The 16,255-nt window shown below is 58.8% G+C and carries 17 protein-coding genes; 8 read left to right on the top strand and 9 right to left on the bottom strand.

Translation table 11 applies throughout. The features are described from left to right. Positions 1 to 34: 34 nt before the first annotated feature. Genes AC2TDJ_RS00800 through AC2TDJ_RS00780 form a run of 5 tightly spaced genes read right to left on the bottom strand, consistent with a single transcriptional unit; the run spans position 35 to position 4,749 of the window. On the bottom strand, positions 35 to 2,191 hold the full coding sequence (locus AC2TDJ_RS00800) for a hypothetical protein (RefSeq protein ID WP_480838286.1): 2,157 nt from the start codon (positions 2,189 to 2,191) through the stop codon (positions 35 to 37). Next, positions 2,188 to 3,057, bottom strand: coding sequence for a flagellar motor stator protein MotA (motA, locus tag AC2TDJ_RS00795; RefSeq protein ID WP_480838284.1), 870 nt, complete (start codon positions 3,055 to 3,057; stop codon positions 2,188 to 2,190). The genes AC2TDJ_RS00800 and motA overlap by 4 nt, the downstream gene beginning before the upstream one ends. A gap of 46 nt (positions 3,058 to 3,103) precedes the next feature. Then, a complete protein-coding gene (locus tag AC2TDJ_RS00790; RefSeq protein ID WP_480838282.1) occupies positions 3,104 to 3,697 on the bottom strand; it encodes a MotE family protein in 594 nt (197 codons plus the stop codon). Beyond that, the gene (locus AC2TDJ_RS00785) at positions 3,694 to 4,209 is read right to left on the bottom strand and encodes a hypothetical protein (RefSeq protein WP_480838280.1); all 516 of its coding nucleotides are present in this window, start codon (positions 4,207 to 4,209) and stop codon (positions 3,694 to 3,696) included. Before AC2TDJ_RS00785 ends, AC2TDJ_RS00790 begins: the two co-directional genes overlap by 4 nt. Before the next feature lie 9 nt (positions 4,210 to 4,218). Continuing rightward, positions 4,219 to 4,749 (bottom strand): flagellar basal body-associated FliL family protein, encoded by a 531-nt coding sequence (locus tag AC2TDJ_RS00780; RefSeq protein ID WP_480838278.1) that lies wholly within the window; start codon positions 4,747 to 4,749, stop codon positions 4,219 to 4,221. A gap of 86 nt (positions 4,750 to 4,835) precedes the next feature. Between AC2TDJ_RS00780 and fliF the strand changes: the two genes are divergently transcribed. Genes fliF through fliP form a run of 4 tightly spaced genes read left to right on the top strand, consistent with a single transcriptional unit; the run spans position 4,836 to position 8,032 of the window. Continuing rightward, on the top strand, positions 4,836 to 6,428 hold the full coding sequence (fliF, locus tag AC2TDJ_RS00775) for a flagellar basal-body MS-ring/collar protein FliF (protein WP_480838276.1): 1,593 nt from the start codon (positions 4,836 to 4,838) through the stop codon (positions 6,426 to 6,428). Next, positions 6,428 to 7,024 (top strand): FliH/SctL family protein, encoded by a 597-nt coding sequence (locus AC2TDJ_RS00770; RefSeq protein WP_480838274.1) that lies wholly within the window; start codon positions 6,428 to 6,430, stop codon positions 7,022 to 7,024. The genes fliF and AC2TDJ_RS00770 overlap by 1 nt, the downstream gene beginning before the upstream one ends. Further along, positions 7,017 to 7,304, top strand: coding sequence for a FliM/FliN family flagellar motor switch protein (locus tag AC2TDJ_RS00765; RefSeq protein WP_480838272.1), 288 nt, complete (start codon positions 7,017 to 7,019; stop codon positions 7,302 to 7,304). The genes AC2TDJ_RS00770 and AC2TDJ_RS00765 overlap by 8 nt, the downstream gene beginning before the upstream one ends. Further along, positions 7,304 to 8,032, top strand: a complete 729-nt coding sequence (gene fliP, locus AC2TDJ_RS00760; protein ID WP_480838270.1) for a flagellar type III secretion system pore protein FliP — start codon at positions 7,304 to 7,306, stop codon at positions 8,030 to 8,032. The genes AC2TDJ_RS00765 and fliP overlap by 1 nt, the downstream gene beginning before the upstream one ends. Positions 8,033 to 8,035: 3 nt before the next feature. Here the strand turns inward: fliP and AC2TDJ_RS00755 are convergent, their stop codons facing one another. Continuing rightward, positions 8,036 to 9,478 (bottom strand): sensor histidine kinase, encoded by a 1,443-nt coding sequence (locus tag AC2TDJ_RS00755; protein ID WP_480838268.1) that lies wholly within the window; start codon positions 9,476 to 9,478, stop codon positions 8,036 to 8,038. Then, a complete protein-coding gene (locus AC2TDJ_RS00750; RefSeq protein ID WP_480838266.1) occupies positions 9,475 to 10,212 on the bottom strand; it encodes a response regulator transcription factor in 738 nt (245 codons plus the stop codon). Before AC2TDJ_RS00750 ends, AC2TDJ_RS00755 begins: the two co-directional genes overlap by 4 nt. A 220-nt stretch (positions 10,213 to 10,432) precedes the next feature. On the opposite strand from AC2TDJ_RS00750, the gene AC2TDJ_RS00745 reads away from it, so the two are divergent. From AC2TDJ_RS00745 to AC2TDJ_RS00730, 4 genes are read left to right on the top strand one after another with little or no spacing between them, the layout of a single operon-like run. Continuing rightward, positions 10,433 to 11,677: an ABC transporter substrate-binding protein gene (locus tag AC2TDJ_RS00745; RefSeq protein WP_480838264.1), complete on the top strand. Its 1,245-nt coding sequence runs from the start codon at positions 10,433 to 10,435 to the stop codon at positions 11,675 to 11,677. Between the two features lie 57 nt (positions 11,678 to 11,734). Continuing rightward, a complete protein-coding gene (locus AC2TDJ_RS00740) occupies positions 11,735 to 12,607 on the top strand; it encodes a carbohydrate ABC transporter permease (RefSeq protein ID WP_039543053.1) in 873 nt (290 codons plus the stop codon). Next, the gene (locus AC2TDJ_RS00735; RefSeq protein WP_480838262.1) at positions 12,600 to 13,499 is read left to right on the top strand and encodes a carbohydrate ABC transporter permease; all 900 of its coding nucleotides are present in this window, start codon (positions 12,600 to 12,602) and stop codon (positions 13,497 to 13,499) included. Before AC2TDJ_RS00740 ends, AC2TDJ_RS00735 begins: the two co-directional genes overlap by 8 nt. 5 nt (positions 13,500 to 13,504) lie before the next feature. Continuing rightward, positions 13,505 to 14,602: an ABC transporter ATP-binding protein gene (locus AC2TDJ_RS00730; RefSeq protein ID WP_480838260.1), complete on the top strand. Its 1,098-nt coding sequence runs from the start codon at positions 13,505 to 13,507 to the stop codon at positions 14,600 to 14,602. 56 nt (positions 14,603 to 14,658) lie between these two features. On the opposite strand, the gene AC2TDJ_RS00725 is transcribed toward AC2TDJ_RS00730, so the two are convergent. After that, the gene (locus AC2TDJ_RS00725; protein WP_480838258.1) at positions 14,659 to 15,267 is read right to left on the bottom strand and encodes an MlaC/ttg2D family ABC transporter substrate-binding protein; all 609 of its coding nucleotides are present in this window, start codon (positions 15,265 to 15,267) and stop codon (positions 14,659 to 14,661) included. Beyond that, positions 15,257 to 16,039 (bottom strand): MlaA family lipoprotein, encoded by a 783-nt coding sequence (locus AC2TDJ_RS00720; RefSeq protein WP_480838256.1) that lies wholly within the window; start codon positions 16,037 to 16,039, stop codon positions 15,257 to 15,259. Before AC2TDJ_RS00720 ends, AC2TDJ_RS00725 begins: the two co-directional genes overlap by 11 nt. Positions 16,040 to 16,255 lie beyond the last annotated feature (216 nt).

Genomic DNA, 16,255 nt, shown 5'->3' with positions numbered 1-16,255 from the left:
AAATCTCACGATTCTTGCAAGAACCGCTTGGCTATTACTCAGACATGTCGGCGCTCAGGACGCCGAACATCTCGCTGATTTGTTCCCGTATCCGGGCGCTGTTCTGCAACAATCCCGCCGCATCAGCCAACGGCTTGTGCGGTTGACGATCAACCGGGTTGTCCAATGACAGGCTCAATTGCGCCAGGGTTTCGTACTTCCCTGACGGACCGTTCCGGGCATCGTCCAGCAGCCCGGCCCGCCAAAAGTTCCGCTGGGCTCCGGTTGCGTCGCCGATCTTTCTCAGAACCAAGGCGGCTCCTGCAAAATCCCGACTGCCTACAAGGGCGAGCGCCCGCAAACGCCGGGCGGGGTCCGAGCCATCTCCGGCAAGTTCCATCAGAGCCTGGCGCGATCGACCTTCCCGTAATGCGGCGCGGGCGCGAAGCCGTGATCTTTCCGAGCGCCGGGAGTTGTCATGTTGCCGGTTCGCCAGAGCGTACCCCAACTCTGCAAACCCCAGATCGGTCAGGCGCTCGGATAAGGAAACGGCCGTTTCCAATGCCAAGGTTTCACGCACTTCTTCAGGCAGGCTCAGGACGTGCCTCAGAAAGGTCACGTCGGCTGCGCGCTCGGCCAGCAATTGCAAGATTTGATCGTGCGTTCTGCGCCAGTCCTTGTCATCAGGCGATGCCGAAATCCTGACCAACGCGGCGCCAAACTCCTGGTTCAGACCCAAAGCCAGCGCATGTGTGCGTTCCATCATCGGGCCAATTTCTGATCTGCGGAACTGCACCGCATAGGCGCCGGCAAGATCCAGTTCCTGTCCAGTTACTGCCCCTTGGTCCGACCATCTTTTTTCGATAAGCCGCGCAAGTGCAAGAGGCGCAATTGCGCCAGCGTCAGGCGCGGTTGCCGCTTTCTGCAACAGGTCTTCGGTCTGGTCTGCATTTCCTTCTGCAGCCGCCACACCAGCTTTGGCCATTGTCATCTCGGGCCGGTCGATCTCGTCAATACGCCCGACCGCTCTCAAAATACGCCGAGACGCTTCCAGCTTGTCGGCCTCGACAAAGACCTCAGCCACGACCGCTCCAAACTGGCGCTTGAGATGCGGAGGCAGGCGATAAAAGGAATGCTCGATCTCGTCCGACCGGGCGTCTGCGGTCAAGTGGCCCTCGGTCAGCAAGGCCCACAAGGCGGTGTCGCCACCGCAACGCTGCTGATCTGCAAAAGGATTCGGACTGATCGCCTTCCGGCCGTCCATAACCCGGGCAATCGCTTCGATCCGATCCCATTCTTCCACTCGCTCCGGTGCAAGCTTCAGCACCTGAACGGCCTCTGCACCAAAGCCGTGATAGGCATAAAGCTTTGCCAGTTTTTCGGCCTTGATCGTGTCCAGCCTGTCGAATTCCAGGAACAAGCCAACCCTCAGCTCGGAGACTTGTTGCGGGAAAGGCCGAGTTTCAGACCATGTGTCAAAACCCAGTTCCGCGTTCGCAATACAGGTAGGCCGGGTTTCAACCTGCTGCAGCGCCGATCGCTCCAGTCCTGACAGTCCGTCCAAGATCGACGAGACATTTAGGTTTTGCGGCAGTTCAATAGGGGATTTCAGCGGCCCAAAGTACCCGGATTGGCGCGCACCAACGCCAGCCAGATCAAGATCGACGACCTCTCGATCCGCCCCTTGCAGAATTCGTGACATCAACTGGGTTTCAAAACTGCGGCGCTTCAACTGCAGCAATGAGGGTGAAAGCTCTGAGCCGAAAGACTGGACTCGGGTGGTTTTGTTCCCGGCAATACCCGATACCGGCAGAATTGGCGGCGGGGCAGCGGTTTCAATGGGTGGACTGTACTCGCCCGGCGCGATGTCCACGACAACCATTGTCTGGCGGTGCAAAAAGGCAGTGGCGATACATTCACAGCCAAAATCCATTTCCAACGCCGCGCCGGGTTCGGACTGGGACAAAGATGTCAATCGCCCTGAGGACAGGCGGTCAAAGGCAGAACTTGTGTCAAATTCCACGTTGTCCAATTCCAAGGACAAACGCGCGCCGTTCGGTTGTTGCGTCAATACCCAACCGGTGTCGGGTGGAACCTGAACGACAATGCGGGTGTAGCCGTCATGTTCCCCGGATCGGACTCTGACGGTTTGCGCCCACGTGCCCGACGCCGCTGCGATCAGAGCCAATGTCAGAGTGAATACGCGTTTCATGCGGCTGCCTGCTTCAATTCCTTCAGCGCATCCTCAAGCTCGGTAAACCCGGGGCGGTTGTGCGTCGGCGTATTCTGGCGACCCACCTCGATACACATTGCCGCGTTATGGTTGTGAAGGTTCGCGACAAGGACTTCCTTGATCAGCTGATAGAAATGGTTGTCTTCCTCGACCACCGCCTTGAGCTTGCCCGCGAAGGGGCCAACCAGGCCATAAGCGAGGAAAACACCAAGGAACGTACCGACCAGAGCCCCACCAATCAGCTTTCCCAACACTTCCGGTGGTTGGTCGATCGAGCCCATCGTCTTGATGACACCCAGAACGGCCGCCACAATCCCAAGCGCGGGCAGCCCGTCCGCTACGGTCTGCAATGCGTGGCTGGAATGCATGGCGTGATGAAAATTCGCTTCCATCCGTTTTTCCAGAACCTCTTCGACCTGATGAGGATCGTCGTAGTTCATCGCGGCCGACCGCATGGTGTCGCAGATCAGGTCCACCGCCTCCTTGTCGGCCTGGATTTTGGGATAGGTCGAAAACAGGTCCGAGGATTGGGGATCCTCAATATGCTGCTCCACCTCCACGGGGTTGGCGCGCGCGATGCGGATGAGCGAGAACAGAAGGCACAGCAGATCCCGATAGTCTTCGGGTTTCCATTTCGGGCCTTTGAAAACCTTTCCCATGTCCTTGGCCGTGTGTTTGACCGCGCTCATGTCATTGCTGATCAGAAATGCGCCAATAGCCGCGCCGCCGATCATCATCATTTCGAAAGGTAGCGACTTCAAAATGATCGCCATCTTGCCCCCGGCAGCGAGATATCCGCCGAAAACCATGACGAAGATACAGGCAATTCCAATCAGTCCAATCATGCGAAGTCTCCGGCGGTTTGGAAATCGGGGTGGCAGCACATTTCAGCTATTCCTCCGGCGCTGATGCATTGCGGCCAGCCATGACGACACTAATCGTGTATGCGGCTTCGGGGCTGAGCCCAGCCATCACACCTGCCGCAGCATCAGGTGGCATTCGAGACAGAAAGCCCGCCGCAAAAACGGGGTCCATCGTTTCGAACAAGGCCGCAGCATCCTTGGGTTTCATGTTCTGATAGACATCCGTAAGACGCGTCAGATCGGTTTCTGCGGCCTTGTCGGCTACTGCCAGCGTCTCGCGCAAAGAGTCTTCCGCATCCTGCAGCGCGGCCAGTCGGCTTTCGATTGCAAACTGTGCGATTTCCTGAGCCCTTTCCTTGTCCAAAAGAAGTGCCTCCCGGCGGTTCAGGTTTTCTTCTCGGCGCAGCAATTCAGTCAAAAGAACCTGCAAATCGGCCTCTGAAGCTCCTTCTGCCATGGACCCATCTGTTGGGGACTTGCCTGGTTCGACGCTGCGGGCCAGCGCCGGGCCTGCCTCCAGCCCCAAACGAATTACCGCCGACCCGATCATCAGCAGCGAAATCACGGTCAGAACGCCGCCGCGCGACCGTTTTGACCCGTTATGCTTCGGCACCTTGGTCATTGTGATGTTCTGCCCTGCACCCGTGCGTGGCGAAAGAACATGATCCCCTCCGGGGCTTTTGACTGCCCGGCGTTCGTTTCTGTTATCGGCGCGACGGTTGTTTCGGATTTGGTCGTCGTCTTGGGTTCTCCAGCTTCGGACTCCTCCGCTTTTTCTTCTTGATCGGGCGGGCTGTCCTCAGCGATGTGCACAGGTTCCGACGTGGTCTCGGTTTGTGCAGAATCGTCCGGGATCACGTCGTGCATCGATGCCATCATCAGTTCCAGACGTTGGGCGACTGATTCCGCACGCTCGGTCAGGGCCTGCAGCGTTTCTCCTGACCGATCAGACGCCACGCGCGCGGACTCCAGCGAAGACTTCAGCTCGTCCGCTTGCGCCGACAGAACGGACACCGCGCCGCCAACACCTTTCTCAAGATCGGTAAACCGTTTCAGGCGCCGGGCCAGAACAAAGCAATACAGCCCCGCACCAAGTGCGCCTGCGACCAGCAGAATATCCGCTATCAGTTCCAACTTCGCCTCCTAGTTCAAAACGAATTCCATGACGAGGACATCGCGCACGCGTCCTTCGCCGACCACGATTCCAATACGCCGCAGCAAGTGACCCCGGATTCGGACCAGCGCCAGAGAATCCTCAAGATCGCTCAGCTCGACCGCGCGCAAATAGTTGTTCAGCACGTCCATGATTCGCGGCTGCATCTTTTCCACTTCAGCAACATGGTTTGCGTTCACCTCAAGCTGGGCGTGAAACTTCAGGTGGCGAGAATCGCCCGCATCGACTGAGATGATCACCGGTGGGAGATCGACAAATGCGACATTGGGCAAAGCGTCTGCGGATCTGCCCTCACCCTTATCCGCCGCCTCAATTGGCGAGGCTTTAGTACCGATTGGCAGCAGGCCAGAGCTGGTGACAAAGAACCCGGCCGCCGCACCCGCGACAGCCAGAATCACCGCAATGATCGTGCCCTTTTTCCCCGATTTCTTAGGGGCTTCTGCCTCTTCTGCTGTTGCGTCGGTCATGACGTCCTCATCCTTGCGTTCGACAAGTGTCATAACCCCGCAGGGACTAACCGATTGTTAAGGGCAATCGTTCAAACATGGGACGAGCCGCACAGAATGTCGGCGAGTCGGAGGTGAGCGTGCAGCAGATCGGAGCTGTCTGGGCAAGTTTGGACAGGCGCAAGCAAATCATAGTGGCCGGTGCCGTCGTGCTGGTGTTCCTGGGTGTTCTCGCCATGTCGCGAATTGCAACGGCGCCTTCGATGACGTTGCTTTACGCGGGGCTGGAAAGTGGTGCCGCCGGGGATATCGTGCGTTCGCTGGATCAGCGGGGTGTTCCTTACGAGATCAAGGGCGGTTCAATCTATGTCCCCGGGCGACAGCGGGACGAGCTGCGCATGACTCTGGCCAGCGAAGGGCTGCCGACGAACGGCAATCGGGGATATGAGCTGTTGGACTCGCTCAGCGGCTTCGGCACCACGTCGCAGATGTTCGACGCCGCATACTGGCGCGCAAAAGAAGGCGAGCTCGCGCGGACGATTGTCGGCAGCCCTCATGTCAGCCAGGCACGCGTTCATATCGCCAATGGATCGTCAAACCCGTTCCAGCGCAGCGTTGCGCCGACTGCATCCGTCTATCTGGTGCCGTCCGGGTCTCAGATTACCGGCGATCAGGCCAAGGCGATCCGGTTTCTGGTTGCCTCGGCGGTCAGTGGGCTGGCTTCGGAAAATGTCGCGGTAGTCGATTCAAACGGCACGGTTATCGGAGTGCAGGATACGGTTACCGCTACCGACACGTCGGATGACAAGGCGAACCAGCTGCGCGAACGCGTTCTGCGCTTGATCGAGGCTCGTGTTGGCGCTGGCAATGCTGTGGTTGAGGTCAGCGTGGATACAGTGACCGAGACCGAGTCGATCCGCGAGCGGCGCTTCGACCCCAAGGGACGCGTCGCCATCAGCACGGATGTCGAGGAACGGTCGGACAGTGCGCGCAATCAGTCTGCCGAGGTGACTGTTGCCTCCAACCTTCCGGACGGTGATGGGGCGGGCGGCGACGAATCCAACTCGACGACCACCCAGACCCGTGAACGGGTAAATTACGAAGTGTCCGAAACCGAGCTGGAGGTGCATCGAGCGCCCGGTGCGATAAAACGGTTGACGGTGGCGGTACTTGTGAACGGTACGCGTACCGTCGGCGCAGACGGCGTGGAAACATTCGAACCTATGCCTCAGCCCGAGCTTGATGCGCTGGAGGAATTGGTGGCGTCAGCCGTTGGCTTTGATCCCGAGCGCGGAGATGTCATTACACTGAAGTCACTGGATCTACCCGCGGTTGAACCACAGGGCACGTTGGCAGCGGCATCGCTGTGGCAGAAGATCCATCTCGACGCAATGGCGTTGATCCAGATGGCCGTGTTGGCGCTTGTTTCCCTTGTTTTGGGTCTGTTTGTAATCCGGCCGATCCTGACGAACCCGGCAACAGCTCCGGCCCTGCTGCCCGCAGGCGTTGAACCGCAGGCGGATGCGTCAACCTATCTGGAAGGAGAGATCGCCACCGAAGACTCACAGGACTTCGCCCCGCTGCCCAATCAAAGCCAGCAGAATGTCCCCGCGCTGACCGGAGGTAAAAGCGAGGATGCGGTGGACCGCCTGCGTGCCATGATCGGCGACAAGCAGGAGGAGACAGTTGAAATCCTGCGCAGCTGGCTTGAAGAAAGCGAGGAGAAGGTGTGATGTCCATTGCCCATCTCCTCGAGGACTTTTCGGTTCAGGTCGGCACCGGCGCGATACATCTGCTGGACGATGACGCGCTAGAGGAGCAGCGTCTTGTCGCATTCGAGAAAGGATACGGCGCGGGTTGGGAAGATGCCGTTCAGGCGCAGGATCAGGGGCGCGATCAGCTTAGCGCCGAATTGACCAGCGCGTTGTCGGACCTGTCCTTTACTTATCACGAGGCGTTGACCCGTATGACGCTGTCACTGGAACCGATGTTTCAAAGCCTCGTCCAGACGGTTCTGCCGGAGATTTTGGATAAAGGTTTTGCGGCACGTCTGGTGGCCCAGTTGTGCGAGCTGGCGAAAGATCAAATAGGGCAGCCGATGATCCTGCGGGTGCCCGTCGGAACAGCTGCGCAGGTTGAACCGCTGATACCGCAGGATTTGTCTCCGCAACCTCAGGTTATCGAAGACACGGCGCTGCAACCAGGTCAGGCCAGACTGCATGTCGGCACCGCCAGGTCCGAGATGGACTGCGGAGCCTTGCTGACCGCCATTTCCGGCGCATTCGACGCCTATGTATTTGAAGCAAAAGAGGCTTTGTCAAATGAGTGATCCCCAAGCCCAGAAATCCGAGAAATCCAATCCGTTCGAGACCGTTCCGATTGAAGTGACCGTCTCTGTCGGCCGCGCGCGCCCGCTGATCCGCGATTTGCTGAACATGGGTGAAAACGCAGTTCTGACGCTTGACAAGCGGATTGAAGACCCGGTGGACCTGTATGTCGGTGATCGCCTTGTTGCCCGCGGATTACTGGAAGAAATGGAAGGCGATCAGGCCGGGCAACTTGCAGTACGCTTGACCGAGATTGCGGATTTGCAGAACGGGATCGGATAATGCGCCATCTGATCTGGCCGGCGGCAGTGGTTCTCCTGTTGCCTTCGATGGCCGCGGCGCAGGAGTTGTCGCTGTCGCTGGGCGATGGCGGTTCGATTTCGGCCCGGACCATTCAGCTTATCCTGTTGATCACGGTGCTGAGCCTTGCGCCGGGGATCGCGATCATGATCACCTGTTTCCCGTTCCTCATCACGGTGCTGGCAATCTTGCGGCAGGGCATCGGATTGCAGCAATCGCCACCCAACATGCTGATCGTCAGCCTTGCGCTGTTTCTGACCTATTTCATCATGGAGCCCGTGTTTTCGGAAGCCTGGACCATTGGTATCAAACCCCTGGTTGACGAAACTCTGGAGGTGGAACCCGCCTTGGAGCGCGCCTTGATTCCCTTTCGCGAGTTCATGGCGGCCCGTCTGGATACAGAGACGTTCCAGGCCATGGCGTCATTGCGACCGGATGGAGAGGCGATGCAGCTATCGCCCAAGGCGCCATTGTCGGTGTTGATGCCTTCCTTCATGCTGTCGGAAATTGCGCGGGCCTTTCAGATCGGGTTTCTGATCTTCCTTCCGTTTCTGATCATCGACCTGGTCGTGGCGGCCGTCCTGATGTCGATGGGCATGATGATGGTCCCGCCGGCCACTGTTTCCTTGCCGTTCAAGCTTGCTTTTTTTGTGATTGCCGATGGGTGGGCCCTGATCGCAGGGGCATTGGTGCGCAGTTACGCGCCATAACGCCTAGTGCCGAGTGATCTGCAAACGGGCGCGCAGGCCCTGATCGCCCGCTTCGAATTGCAGCGTGCCGCCATGTTGTTCGGCCACGGTCGTGGCGATCGTCAGCCCCAACCCGAACCCGTCGGACGACCCGGTATTCGAGCCACGTCGAAATGGTTTCAGCAGCGCCTCGATGTCTTCGACGGACAGGTCGGTTCCCTTGTCCTCGACAATAATGGTGGCAGTCTGCGCGTCTGTCTCCAGCGTGACCTCGGCGCGGCGGCCGTATTTCAGCGCGTTGTCGATCAGGTTCGTCAGGGCGCGTTTCAACGAGATTGGACGCGCCGTGACCAGAATGCGCCGGGTTTCGGTCAAAGACCCCCGGCCCCGGCGTGACATGAAGACCGACGGCGCCCCCTCGACGATCACCGGCGCCGTTTCCTTCAGGGTCACGGGCTGGTCCATGTCCTGATAATCGGCAACCATCGATTCCACGAGGGAAGTAAGGGAAATCTGGCGCGGTTCCTCGACGCTCAGTTCGGACCGGGTGTAAGTCAGAACGCTTTCGATCATGCCCGTCATCTGGTCAACGTCAGCTTCAAGCTTTTCGCGCAGTTCGTCATCGGGGATCAGCGCCGCGCGCAATCTGACACGGGTCGCTGGCGTGCCCAGATCATGGCTGACGCCCGACAGCACGATGGCACGTTTTTCCAGCTGTGCGCGTTCGGCATCCAGATGGGCATTCACCGCGGAAACGATATCCCGCAACTCTTCCGGACCGTCAGCATCATAGCTTTCGGGCCCGCCCCGGCGCCTGCGGTCCCTCAGGGCCTGCGAAAAGCGGGTAAAGCTGTCCGAGACATTTCCGATCGACGTCAGAATGACGGCAAGTGTCACTACCGCTGCAAGAATGGCTGGCAATCGAAGATCTGCCGGGGCCGCCTTGCAACCCCAGATATCCGTTCCGTCCACCTGCTGCCACGGGCCACGACCGAATTGCGCGATCAGGATGGGCTCGCTGCAATAGGTTGCCAATAGGCGCGTCAGGTTGCCCATTTTCTCGGGCCCGGTCTGGTCGCTGCCAGATACGATACCTGAAATCGGATACACCAAACGGTCCGACATCACGGCCAGAGTCAGCTCGCGCCCGCTCAGCGGAGCGGAACTGTCGGTCAGGATAGACAGGTTGGTGACAAATCGACGGCCGGAAAAACCGGGCATCTGTTCGAACATGCCGGCCTGCGCCAGGGCGGCGGTCTCGGCCGGCAAAGGCGCAATCGTAATCCCGGGGGTTTGGCCCAGCCCCGTTCGCAACTCTTCATAGACGGCAAAACCGGCTACGAAGGATCGCGTCAGGTATCTGTCCCAGGCTTGCGACGATGCAAACCACAATCCGGCCGACAGCATTCCCGAGGCAAACCCGGCCAGTGACCATACCCAGCCCAGACTGCGCAGGCGCAGGGTCATGTGTCCTCTTCCACCACGACGTCGGCCGCAAAGACATATCCCACGCCGCGCTCGGTCCGCAACATGTGCGGATCTTTCGGGTTGGCCTCGATCTTCGAGCGCAGACGACCCACAAGCATGTCGATGGCACGTCCTTGTGCCTCGGGCTTGTCCGCTTCGCGGGTGACGTCAAGGGCGGCGGCGATCTCGTCCCGGGTCAGTGGGATATGCGGGTTGGCTAGCAAGACCTTGAGCAGGGCAGTTTCCCGCTGTGACAGGGACACCAGATAGCCTTCGGGCGAATGCACTTCATCCCGCTTGCCGTCATAGATCCAACCACCAAACCGAAAGGTGCGGGTCCGGCGACGATAGGCCAGGGACGGAGTGCGTCGCGCCCGCTGCATCACGGCCCGGACGCGGGCCAGCAGCAGCTGGGGGTTGAACGGTTTGGCAATGTAGTCATCGGCACCGACTTCGTAACCGGCCATACGCTGATGATCTGCCGAAAGGGCCGAGACGAGAATGATGGGCACATCCTGTTCGCGTCGCAGGCGGGCGCAGATTTCCACGCCGTTCTCGTCACCCAGCATCACGTCCAGCAGGATCAGGTCGATGCGCCCGGATGTCAGATGCCGCTGCACTTCGGTCTCGGAACTGGCGGGCAGGGCTATGAAACCGTTCTGCTGAAAGAACTGGGTCATCATCGAACGCATGTCCGGATCGTCATCCACCACCAAGAGTCGCGGAATGCTCACGCTGCTTTTCCTCCCAATCTGCCCTCCGGTGCTGCCGCCAATTGTAACGTTCTGCAACGGATTCAAGGTCAACGTAACATGCTGTAACAAAAGCGGTGAATATTTCCCGTTTGTCAGTGCTTTGACCCGGATTATCCGTTGTCAGACGGCATAATGGCCTCAGAATGGCGCACATGGCTGCCGTCTGGGCGGCAAGAAATTCTCAGGGAGGAGACAAGAAATGAAACGTTTTGCATTTGCCACCGTGTCGACTTTGGCCGTTGCGGCCGGGTCGTCCGTTGTGGCGGAACCGCAGGCGGAGGTTCTGCACTGGTGGACATCCGGCGGCGAGGCCAAATCAGTGGCCGTTCTGCAGGAAGAGTTCGCCTCGAACGGCGGTACCTGGACCGATATGCCCGTCGCGGGCGGCGGCGGTGATGCCGCGATGACCGCACTGCGTGCACGTGTCCTGGCAGGTAACGCACCGACCGCGGTTCAGCTGAAAGGCCCTGCGATTCAGGAATGGTATGAAGAGGGCGTGCTGGCTGACATTTCGAACGTTGCCGAAGCCGAGGGCTGGGCCGACGTTCTGCCCGCGTCGATCGCTGGTCACATGATGTGCGAAGGCACGTGGTGTGCCGCCCCTGTAAACGTCCATCGCATCGACTGGATCTGGGCGAACGCTGACGTTCTGGCCGCAAACGACATCGAAATGCCGACCACATGGGACGAATTCAACGCCGCGGCAGAAAAACTGCAGGCTGCCGGTGTGATCCCGCTGGCGCATGGCGGTCAGGCCTGGCAGGACGCCACCGTGTTCGAGGCAGTTGCTCTGGGTCTGGGCGGGCCGGAGTTCTATCAGAAGGCTCTCGTTGATCTCGACCCCGAGGCGCTGACCTCTGACACCATGGTTCAGGTTTTTGACCAGATGCGCACCCTGCGTGGCTTTGTTGACGAAAACTTCTCGGGCCGTGACTGGAACCTTGCCACCGCCATGGTGATGAATGGCGAAGCGGCATTCCAGATCATGGGTGACTGGGCCAAGGGTGAATTCCTGGCCGCTGGCAAAACCCCCGGCGAAGATTTCCTGTGCGCCTCGACCCCCGGCGACGGATATTTGTACAACGTCGACAGCTTTGCCATGTTCGAAGTAGAAGGCGACGACAACCGCGCCGGTCAGGAACTGCTGGCCAAGCTGATCGTGGCACCGAACTTCCAGGAAGTGTTCAACCTGAACAAGGGCTCGATCCCGGCGCGGACCGATGTGGCTCTGGATGCGTTCGACATCTGCGCCAAAATCTCGGCCGAAGATATGGGCTCGACCTCGGCTGGCGGTTCGTTGCTGCCGTCCTATGCCCACGGCATGGCGCTGCGCGGGTCGCAGGCCGGTGCGATCACCGACGTTGTGACCGCGCATTTCAACTCGGATATGTCCTCGGCTGACGCGGTTCAGCAACTGGCGGACGCAGTGGCAAACAGCTACTGATCCAATACGCTCTGCCCCCTATACTGCGGGGCAGAGCATCTTTCCCCGGAGGCTAAAATGTCCGAATGGCTGGAAAACCACCTGCCCAAGGTGGTGCTGGCACCGTCGTTCATCGCCGTATTGATCTTTGTCTACGGATTTATCGGATGGACCGCATGGGTGTCGCTGACACGATCAAAACTACTGCCGAAATACGAGATCAAGGGCTTCATCCAGTATGAACGCCTGTTCGACTCGCCCCGCTGGGATACGGCGATCAACAACCTGTATATCTTTGGCGCGCTGTTCATCGTCATCGCGATGGTACTGGGCCTGTTGCTGGCCATCCTGCTGGATCAGAAAATCCGCGTCGAAGGAGCGATCCGCACCATCTATCTGTACCCTATGGCGCTGTCGATGATCGTGACCGGTACAGCGTGGAAGTGGATTTTGAACCCGGGTCTGGGCATCGAATCCATGGTGCAGGGGTGGGGTTTTCCAAACTTTGAATTCGACTGGCTGGTGAACCCCGATTACGCGATCTACACCATCGTGATTGCCGCGATCTGGCAGAGCTCGGGCTTCGTCATGGCGCTGTTTCTGGCTGGCCTGCGGTCGGTGGATGGAGAGATCATCAAGGCCGCGCAGGTCGATGGTATCCCCACTTGGCGCATCTATACCGCAATCATCATCCCGTCGATGGCCCCGATCTTCCTGTCCGCCTTCATTGTGCTGGCCCACCTTGCGATCAAAAGCTTTGATTTGGTTATTGCCTTGACGGGTGGTGGCCCGGGCTACGCGACTGATCTGCCCGCCACCTACATGTACGCCATGGCGTTTTCGCGCGGCGACATCGGTCAGGCGGCCTCGTCAGCGATGATCATGATGCTGGTCGTCTTTGCCATCGTGGTTCCCTACCTTTACTCAGAGCTGAGGGCGAAAAATGACTGATCTGTCGATGCCCCAAACCCGAACCCGCTCGCAGAGAGCCACCGGCAAGATTGCCTTGCGTTGGCTGCTCTATGTCCTGCTGGGCCTCTTCGCGCTGTACTACCTGATGCCGCTGTTTGTGATGGTGACCACATCGCTGAAAAGCCTTGAGGAAATCCGCACTGGGTCCCTGATCTCGCTGCCGCGCGAAGTCAGCCTCGATGCCTGGAAAACCGCATGGTCCAGCGCTTGTACCGGTATCCAATGTGAAGGTCTGCGGCCCTATTTCTGGAACTCCGTCCTGATCGCGGTACCGGCGGTTGCCCTTTCAACCCTGCTGGGCGCGCTGAATGGCTATGTCGTAGCGCAGTGGCGGTTCAAAGGCGCCAACATCATCTTCTCGCTGATGCTGTTCGGATGCTTCATCCCGTTTCAGGTGGTCCTGCTGCCGATGGCGCGTCTGCTGGGTATCATGGGCATCGCGGGCACCATTCCGGGCCTGATCTTTGTCCACGTGATCTATGGCCTTGGTTTCACCACGCTGTTCTTCCGCAACTACTATGTCACCATTCCGTCCGAGCTGACCAAGGCGGCGCGCGTCGATGGGGCTGGTTTCCTGCGGATATTCTGGTCGATCTTCCTGCCGTTGTCTCTGCCCATCATCGTGGTGACCGTGATCTGGCAGTTCACGCAGATCTGGAACGACTTCCTGTTCGGCGTGTCGTTCAGCCAGGCGGGCACGCAGCCTGTGACCGTGGCGCTCAACAACATCGTAAACTCCACCACCGGCGTCAAAGAGTACAACGTCGACATGGCCGCCGCGATCATCGCGGGGCTGCCGACGCTGCTCGTCTATGTCGTTGCCGGTAAGTATTTCATCCGCGGCCTGACCGCCGGTTCCGTGAAGGGATAAGACCCATGGCTCCCATCCTCGATATCAACAACCTCTACAAGAATTACGGCGCGACCGAGATTCTGAAGGACATCAACATCTCGATCGAACCGGGCGACTTCCTAGTGCTGGTCGGCCCGTCGGGTTGCGGCAAGTCCACCCTGCTGAACTGTATTGCAGGGCTGGAGCCGATCACCGGCGGGACGCTGGCCATCGGGGGGAAGGACATGACCCATGTCAGCCCCAAGGATCGCGACATCGCCATGGTGTTCCAGTCCTATGCGCTTTACCCAACCATGTCGGTGGCCAAGAACATCACCTTCGGCATGAAGGTGCGGGGCGTCGATCAGGCCACGCAGGACGCGAAGCTGAAAGAGGTCGCCTCCCTGCTGCAGATCGAGCAATTGCTGAACCGCCGTCCCAGCCAGTTGTCGGGAGGGCAACGTCAGCGTGTGGCAATGGGCCGGGCGTTGGTGCGCGATCCAAAGCTGTTCCTGTTTGACGAGCCGCTGTCGAATCTCGACGCCAAGCTGCGGGTTGAGATGCGGACCGAAATCAAGAAGCTGCACCAGACGCTGGATGCCTCGATTGTCTATGTGACGCATGATCAGATCGAAGCGATGACATTGGCGACCAAGATCGTGGTGCTGAAGGGCGGGATCGTGCAACAGATCGGCAGCCCGGCCGAGATTTACAACAATCCGGCCAACTTGTTCGTAGCCGACTTCATGGGCTCACCCGCGATGAACCTGATCCCGGCGAAAGCAACAAAAAACGGATCCGGAACTCAGATTTCGATAGCCCGCGAAGCTGGAGAGCCTCTCGTGCTCACCGACGCGCGCGACCTGTCATTGCCACCGGATGTCATTCTGGGTCTGCGCCCCGAAGACATTGCCGAGGCCGGGTTCCGGGCCGGTGCTGGGGTGCAGGAGGCCGCCTGTCTGGTCGACATGGTCGAACCTGCGGGCGCGGACACTTACGTGGTTTCTGAACTGGGTGGCAAACAGGTGACGGCGCGTCTGCATGCGGAAACCAGCGCGCAGGCGGGTGAGATGCTGAATCTCGCTTTCGATATGAGCAAGGTTTCCTATTTCGCGAAAGAAACCGGTGAACGATTGAACTAAGAAAACAGCCGCGCGAGGTGATCGCGCGGCTGTTATTCAGAAAAACGCGGACCGTATCAGCCGGTCTTGTTCAGGTCCTTGATCAACTGGTTCAGATTGCCTTTGCGTGCATCCAGCATCGCCCCGATCTCGGTCCGTTCGGTCAGCAGCAGGTTCACGCCTTCGATAAACATGTTGAAGAATTTGCCTTTACCGGATTTGTCCGACACCAGGAAGGTCACGTCAAACGGCGCCGAACCCTGCAGCTTGACCGAGGTTCTGACCTCATACCCAGCCTTGATCTTGCGCGCATTGCGAACGGTCACTTCCCCGCCAATGAATTCGCGGAACCGGCGGCCATATTTGCGCGAGATATAACGCTCGAACGCCTTGGTGAACTGGCGCATCTGGGAAGGGGACGCGCTGCGGGCTTCGACACCCAGGGCATAGCGCGCCATGATCGGCACGTCGCCATATTGTACAAAAATCTTCTGGAAATCTCGCAGCATAGCGTTTTCGGATTTGCCGGACTCGATGACACGAGTGATATCGGCGACCACGCTATTGACCAGTTGCTTGGCACCGTCCTCGGTCAACGCAAATGCGGGCAGGGGTAATGTGACAGCCGCCAGCCCGGTCAGGGCCGTTGCGACAAATCGGCGACGGTTCATCAGGTTATTCGGCATAGGGGTCCTCGTAAGGGTCGAGATAGGGGTCTCTGACGGGGTCGGTCCCGGTTACGGCATAGGGGTCGTCATACAGTCCCAGATAGGCCTCTTCGTCATCCCTTGCCAGTTCGAAGCGACGGTTTTGCAGATAGATCAGGCGAGCCTGCGCGTAACTGTCTGCACTTTCATATAAAATCGAGTCGACCGTATCCGAGAACCGGCCCCGGTCACCCATCCGCCGGACGATCTCGGCATAGACACCCAGGTTGTCCGCCGGGCGTGTCGGGCTGAAGTTAATCGGATTCGAAAAGAGATTGACCACAACGCCCACGGCATCGCGTGTGGTCGACGGGCCATAAAAGGGCAGCTCGACATACGCGCCTTCGCCAAAGCCCCAGACATGCAGCGTTTCGCCAAAGTCGGTATCCACAGGGGGCAGGTTCAATTCATCTGCGGGCGACGACAAGCCTGCACCGCCAACTGTCATGTTGATGACAAAGCGCAGCAGCGCGTTGCCGGACTGCTTGAGATTGCCCTGCAGCAGGTAATCGACTGCTTGTCCGGGCAAAGTCAGGTTCTCGGCAAAAGTGCTGAAACTGGTGACCATGGGGTCGGGCACGATTTTCACATAGCCCTTCGAGGCCGGGCGAAACAGAAACCGGTCGACCCCCAGATTGAACTTGTGAATGCCACGGTTCGCATTCTCGTAAGGATCGAAGATCTCACCACGGGCCGCTTCTTCCGGCGGCTGCGTTGCGCAGGCGCTCAGCACTGCCATGACGGACAGCATGAAAAAATGTTTCAAACGGAATCTGCTCGACACGGTCTTTCGTTACTCCAGATCGCCAGCTCAATGTTGTCCGGCATTCAATCGATACTGCTGCGGCCGGGCGGTGGGGCCTCAAGTTGCTGACACATAAAAGTTTCAAACTGGAATTGAAACACCTAGCCTTTAACCCGACAAACACAATCCGGTAAAGTGACCGAAATCACCACTGCCGGAATA

Source organism: Ruegeria sp. HKCCD6647-2, from assembly GCF_057221075.1.
This window is presented reverse-complemented; position numbering and strand designations above follow the sequence as displayed.

Bases quoted from the DNA above. Each gene is read 5' to 3' on its own strand.
- AC2TDJ_RS00800 (WP_480838286.1), bottom strand. From the start codon at position 2,191: ATGAAACGCGTATTCACTCTGACATTGGCTCTGATCGCAGCGGCGTCG.
- motA (WP_480838284.1), bottom strand. From the start codon at position 3,057: ATGATTGGACTGATTGGAATTGCCTGTATCTTCGTCATGGTTTTCGGC.
- AC2TDJ_RS00790 (WP_480838282.1), bottom strand. From the start codon at position 3,697: ATGACCAAGGTGCCGAAGCATAACGGGTCAAAACGGTCGCGCGGCGGC.
- AC2TDJ_RS00780 (WP_480838278.1), bottom strand. From the start codon at position 4,749: ATGACACTTGTCGAACGCAAGGATGAGGACGTCATGACCGACGCAACA.
- AC2TDJ_RS00770 (WP_480838274.1), top strand. From the start codon at position 6,428: ATGTCCATTGCCCATCTCCTCGAGGACTTTTCGGTTCAGGTCGGCACC.
- AC2TDJ_RS00765 (WP_480838272.1), top strand. From the start codon at position 7,017: ATGAGTGATCCCCAAGCCCAGAAATCCGAGAAATCCAATCCGTTCGAG.
- fliP (WP_480838270.1), top strand. From the start codon at position 7,304: ATGCGCCATCTGATCTGGCCGGCGGCAGTGGTTCTCCTGTTGCCTTCG.
- AC2TDJ_RS00755 (WP_480838268.1), bottom strand. From the start codon at position 9,478: ATGACCCTGCGCCTGCGCAGTCTGGGCTGGGTATGGTCACTGGCCGGG.
- AC2TDJ_RS00745 (WP_480838264.1), top strand. From the start codon at position 10,433: ATGAAACGTTTTGCATTTGCCACCGTGTCGACTTTGGCCGTTGCGGCC.
- AC2TDJ_RS00740 (WP_039543053.1), top strand. From the start codon at position 11,735: ATGTCCGAATGGCTGGAAAACCACCTGCCCAAGGTGGTGCTGGCACCG.
- AC2TDJ_RS00735 (WP_480838262.1), top strand. From the start codon at position 12,600: ATGACTGATCTGTCGATGCCCCAAACCCGAACCCGCTCGCAGAGAGCC.
- AC2TDJ_RS00730 (WP_480838260.1), top strand. From the start codon at position 13,505: ATGGCTCCCATCCTCGATATCAACAACCTCTACAAGAATTACGGCGCG.
- AC2TDJ_RS00725 (WP_480838258.1), bottom strand. From the start codon at position 15,267: ATGCCGAATAACCTGATGAACCGTCGCCGATTTGTCGCAACGGCCCTG.
- AC2TDJ_RS00720 (WP_480838256.1), bottom strand. From the start codon at position 16,039: ATGCTGTCCGTCATGGCAGTGCTGAGCGCCTGCGCAACGCAGCCGCCG.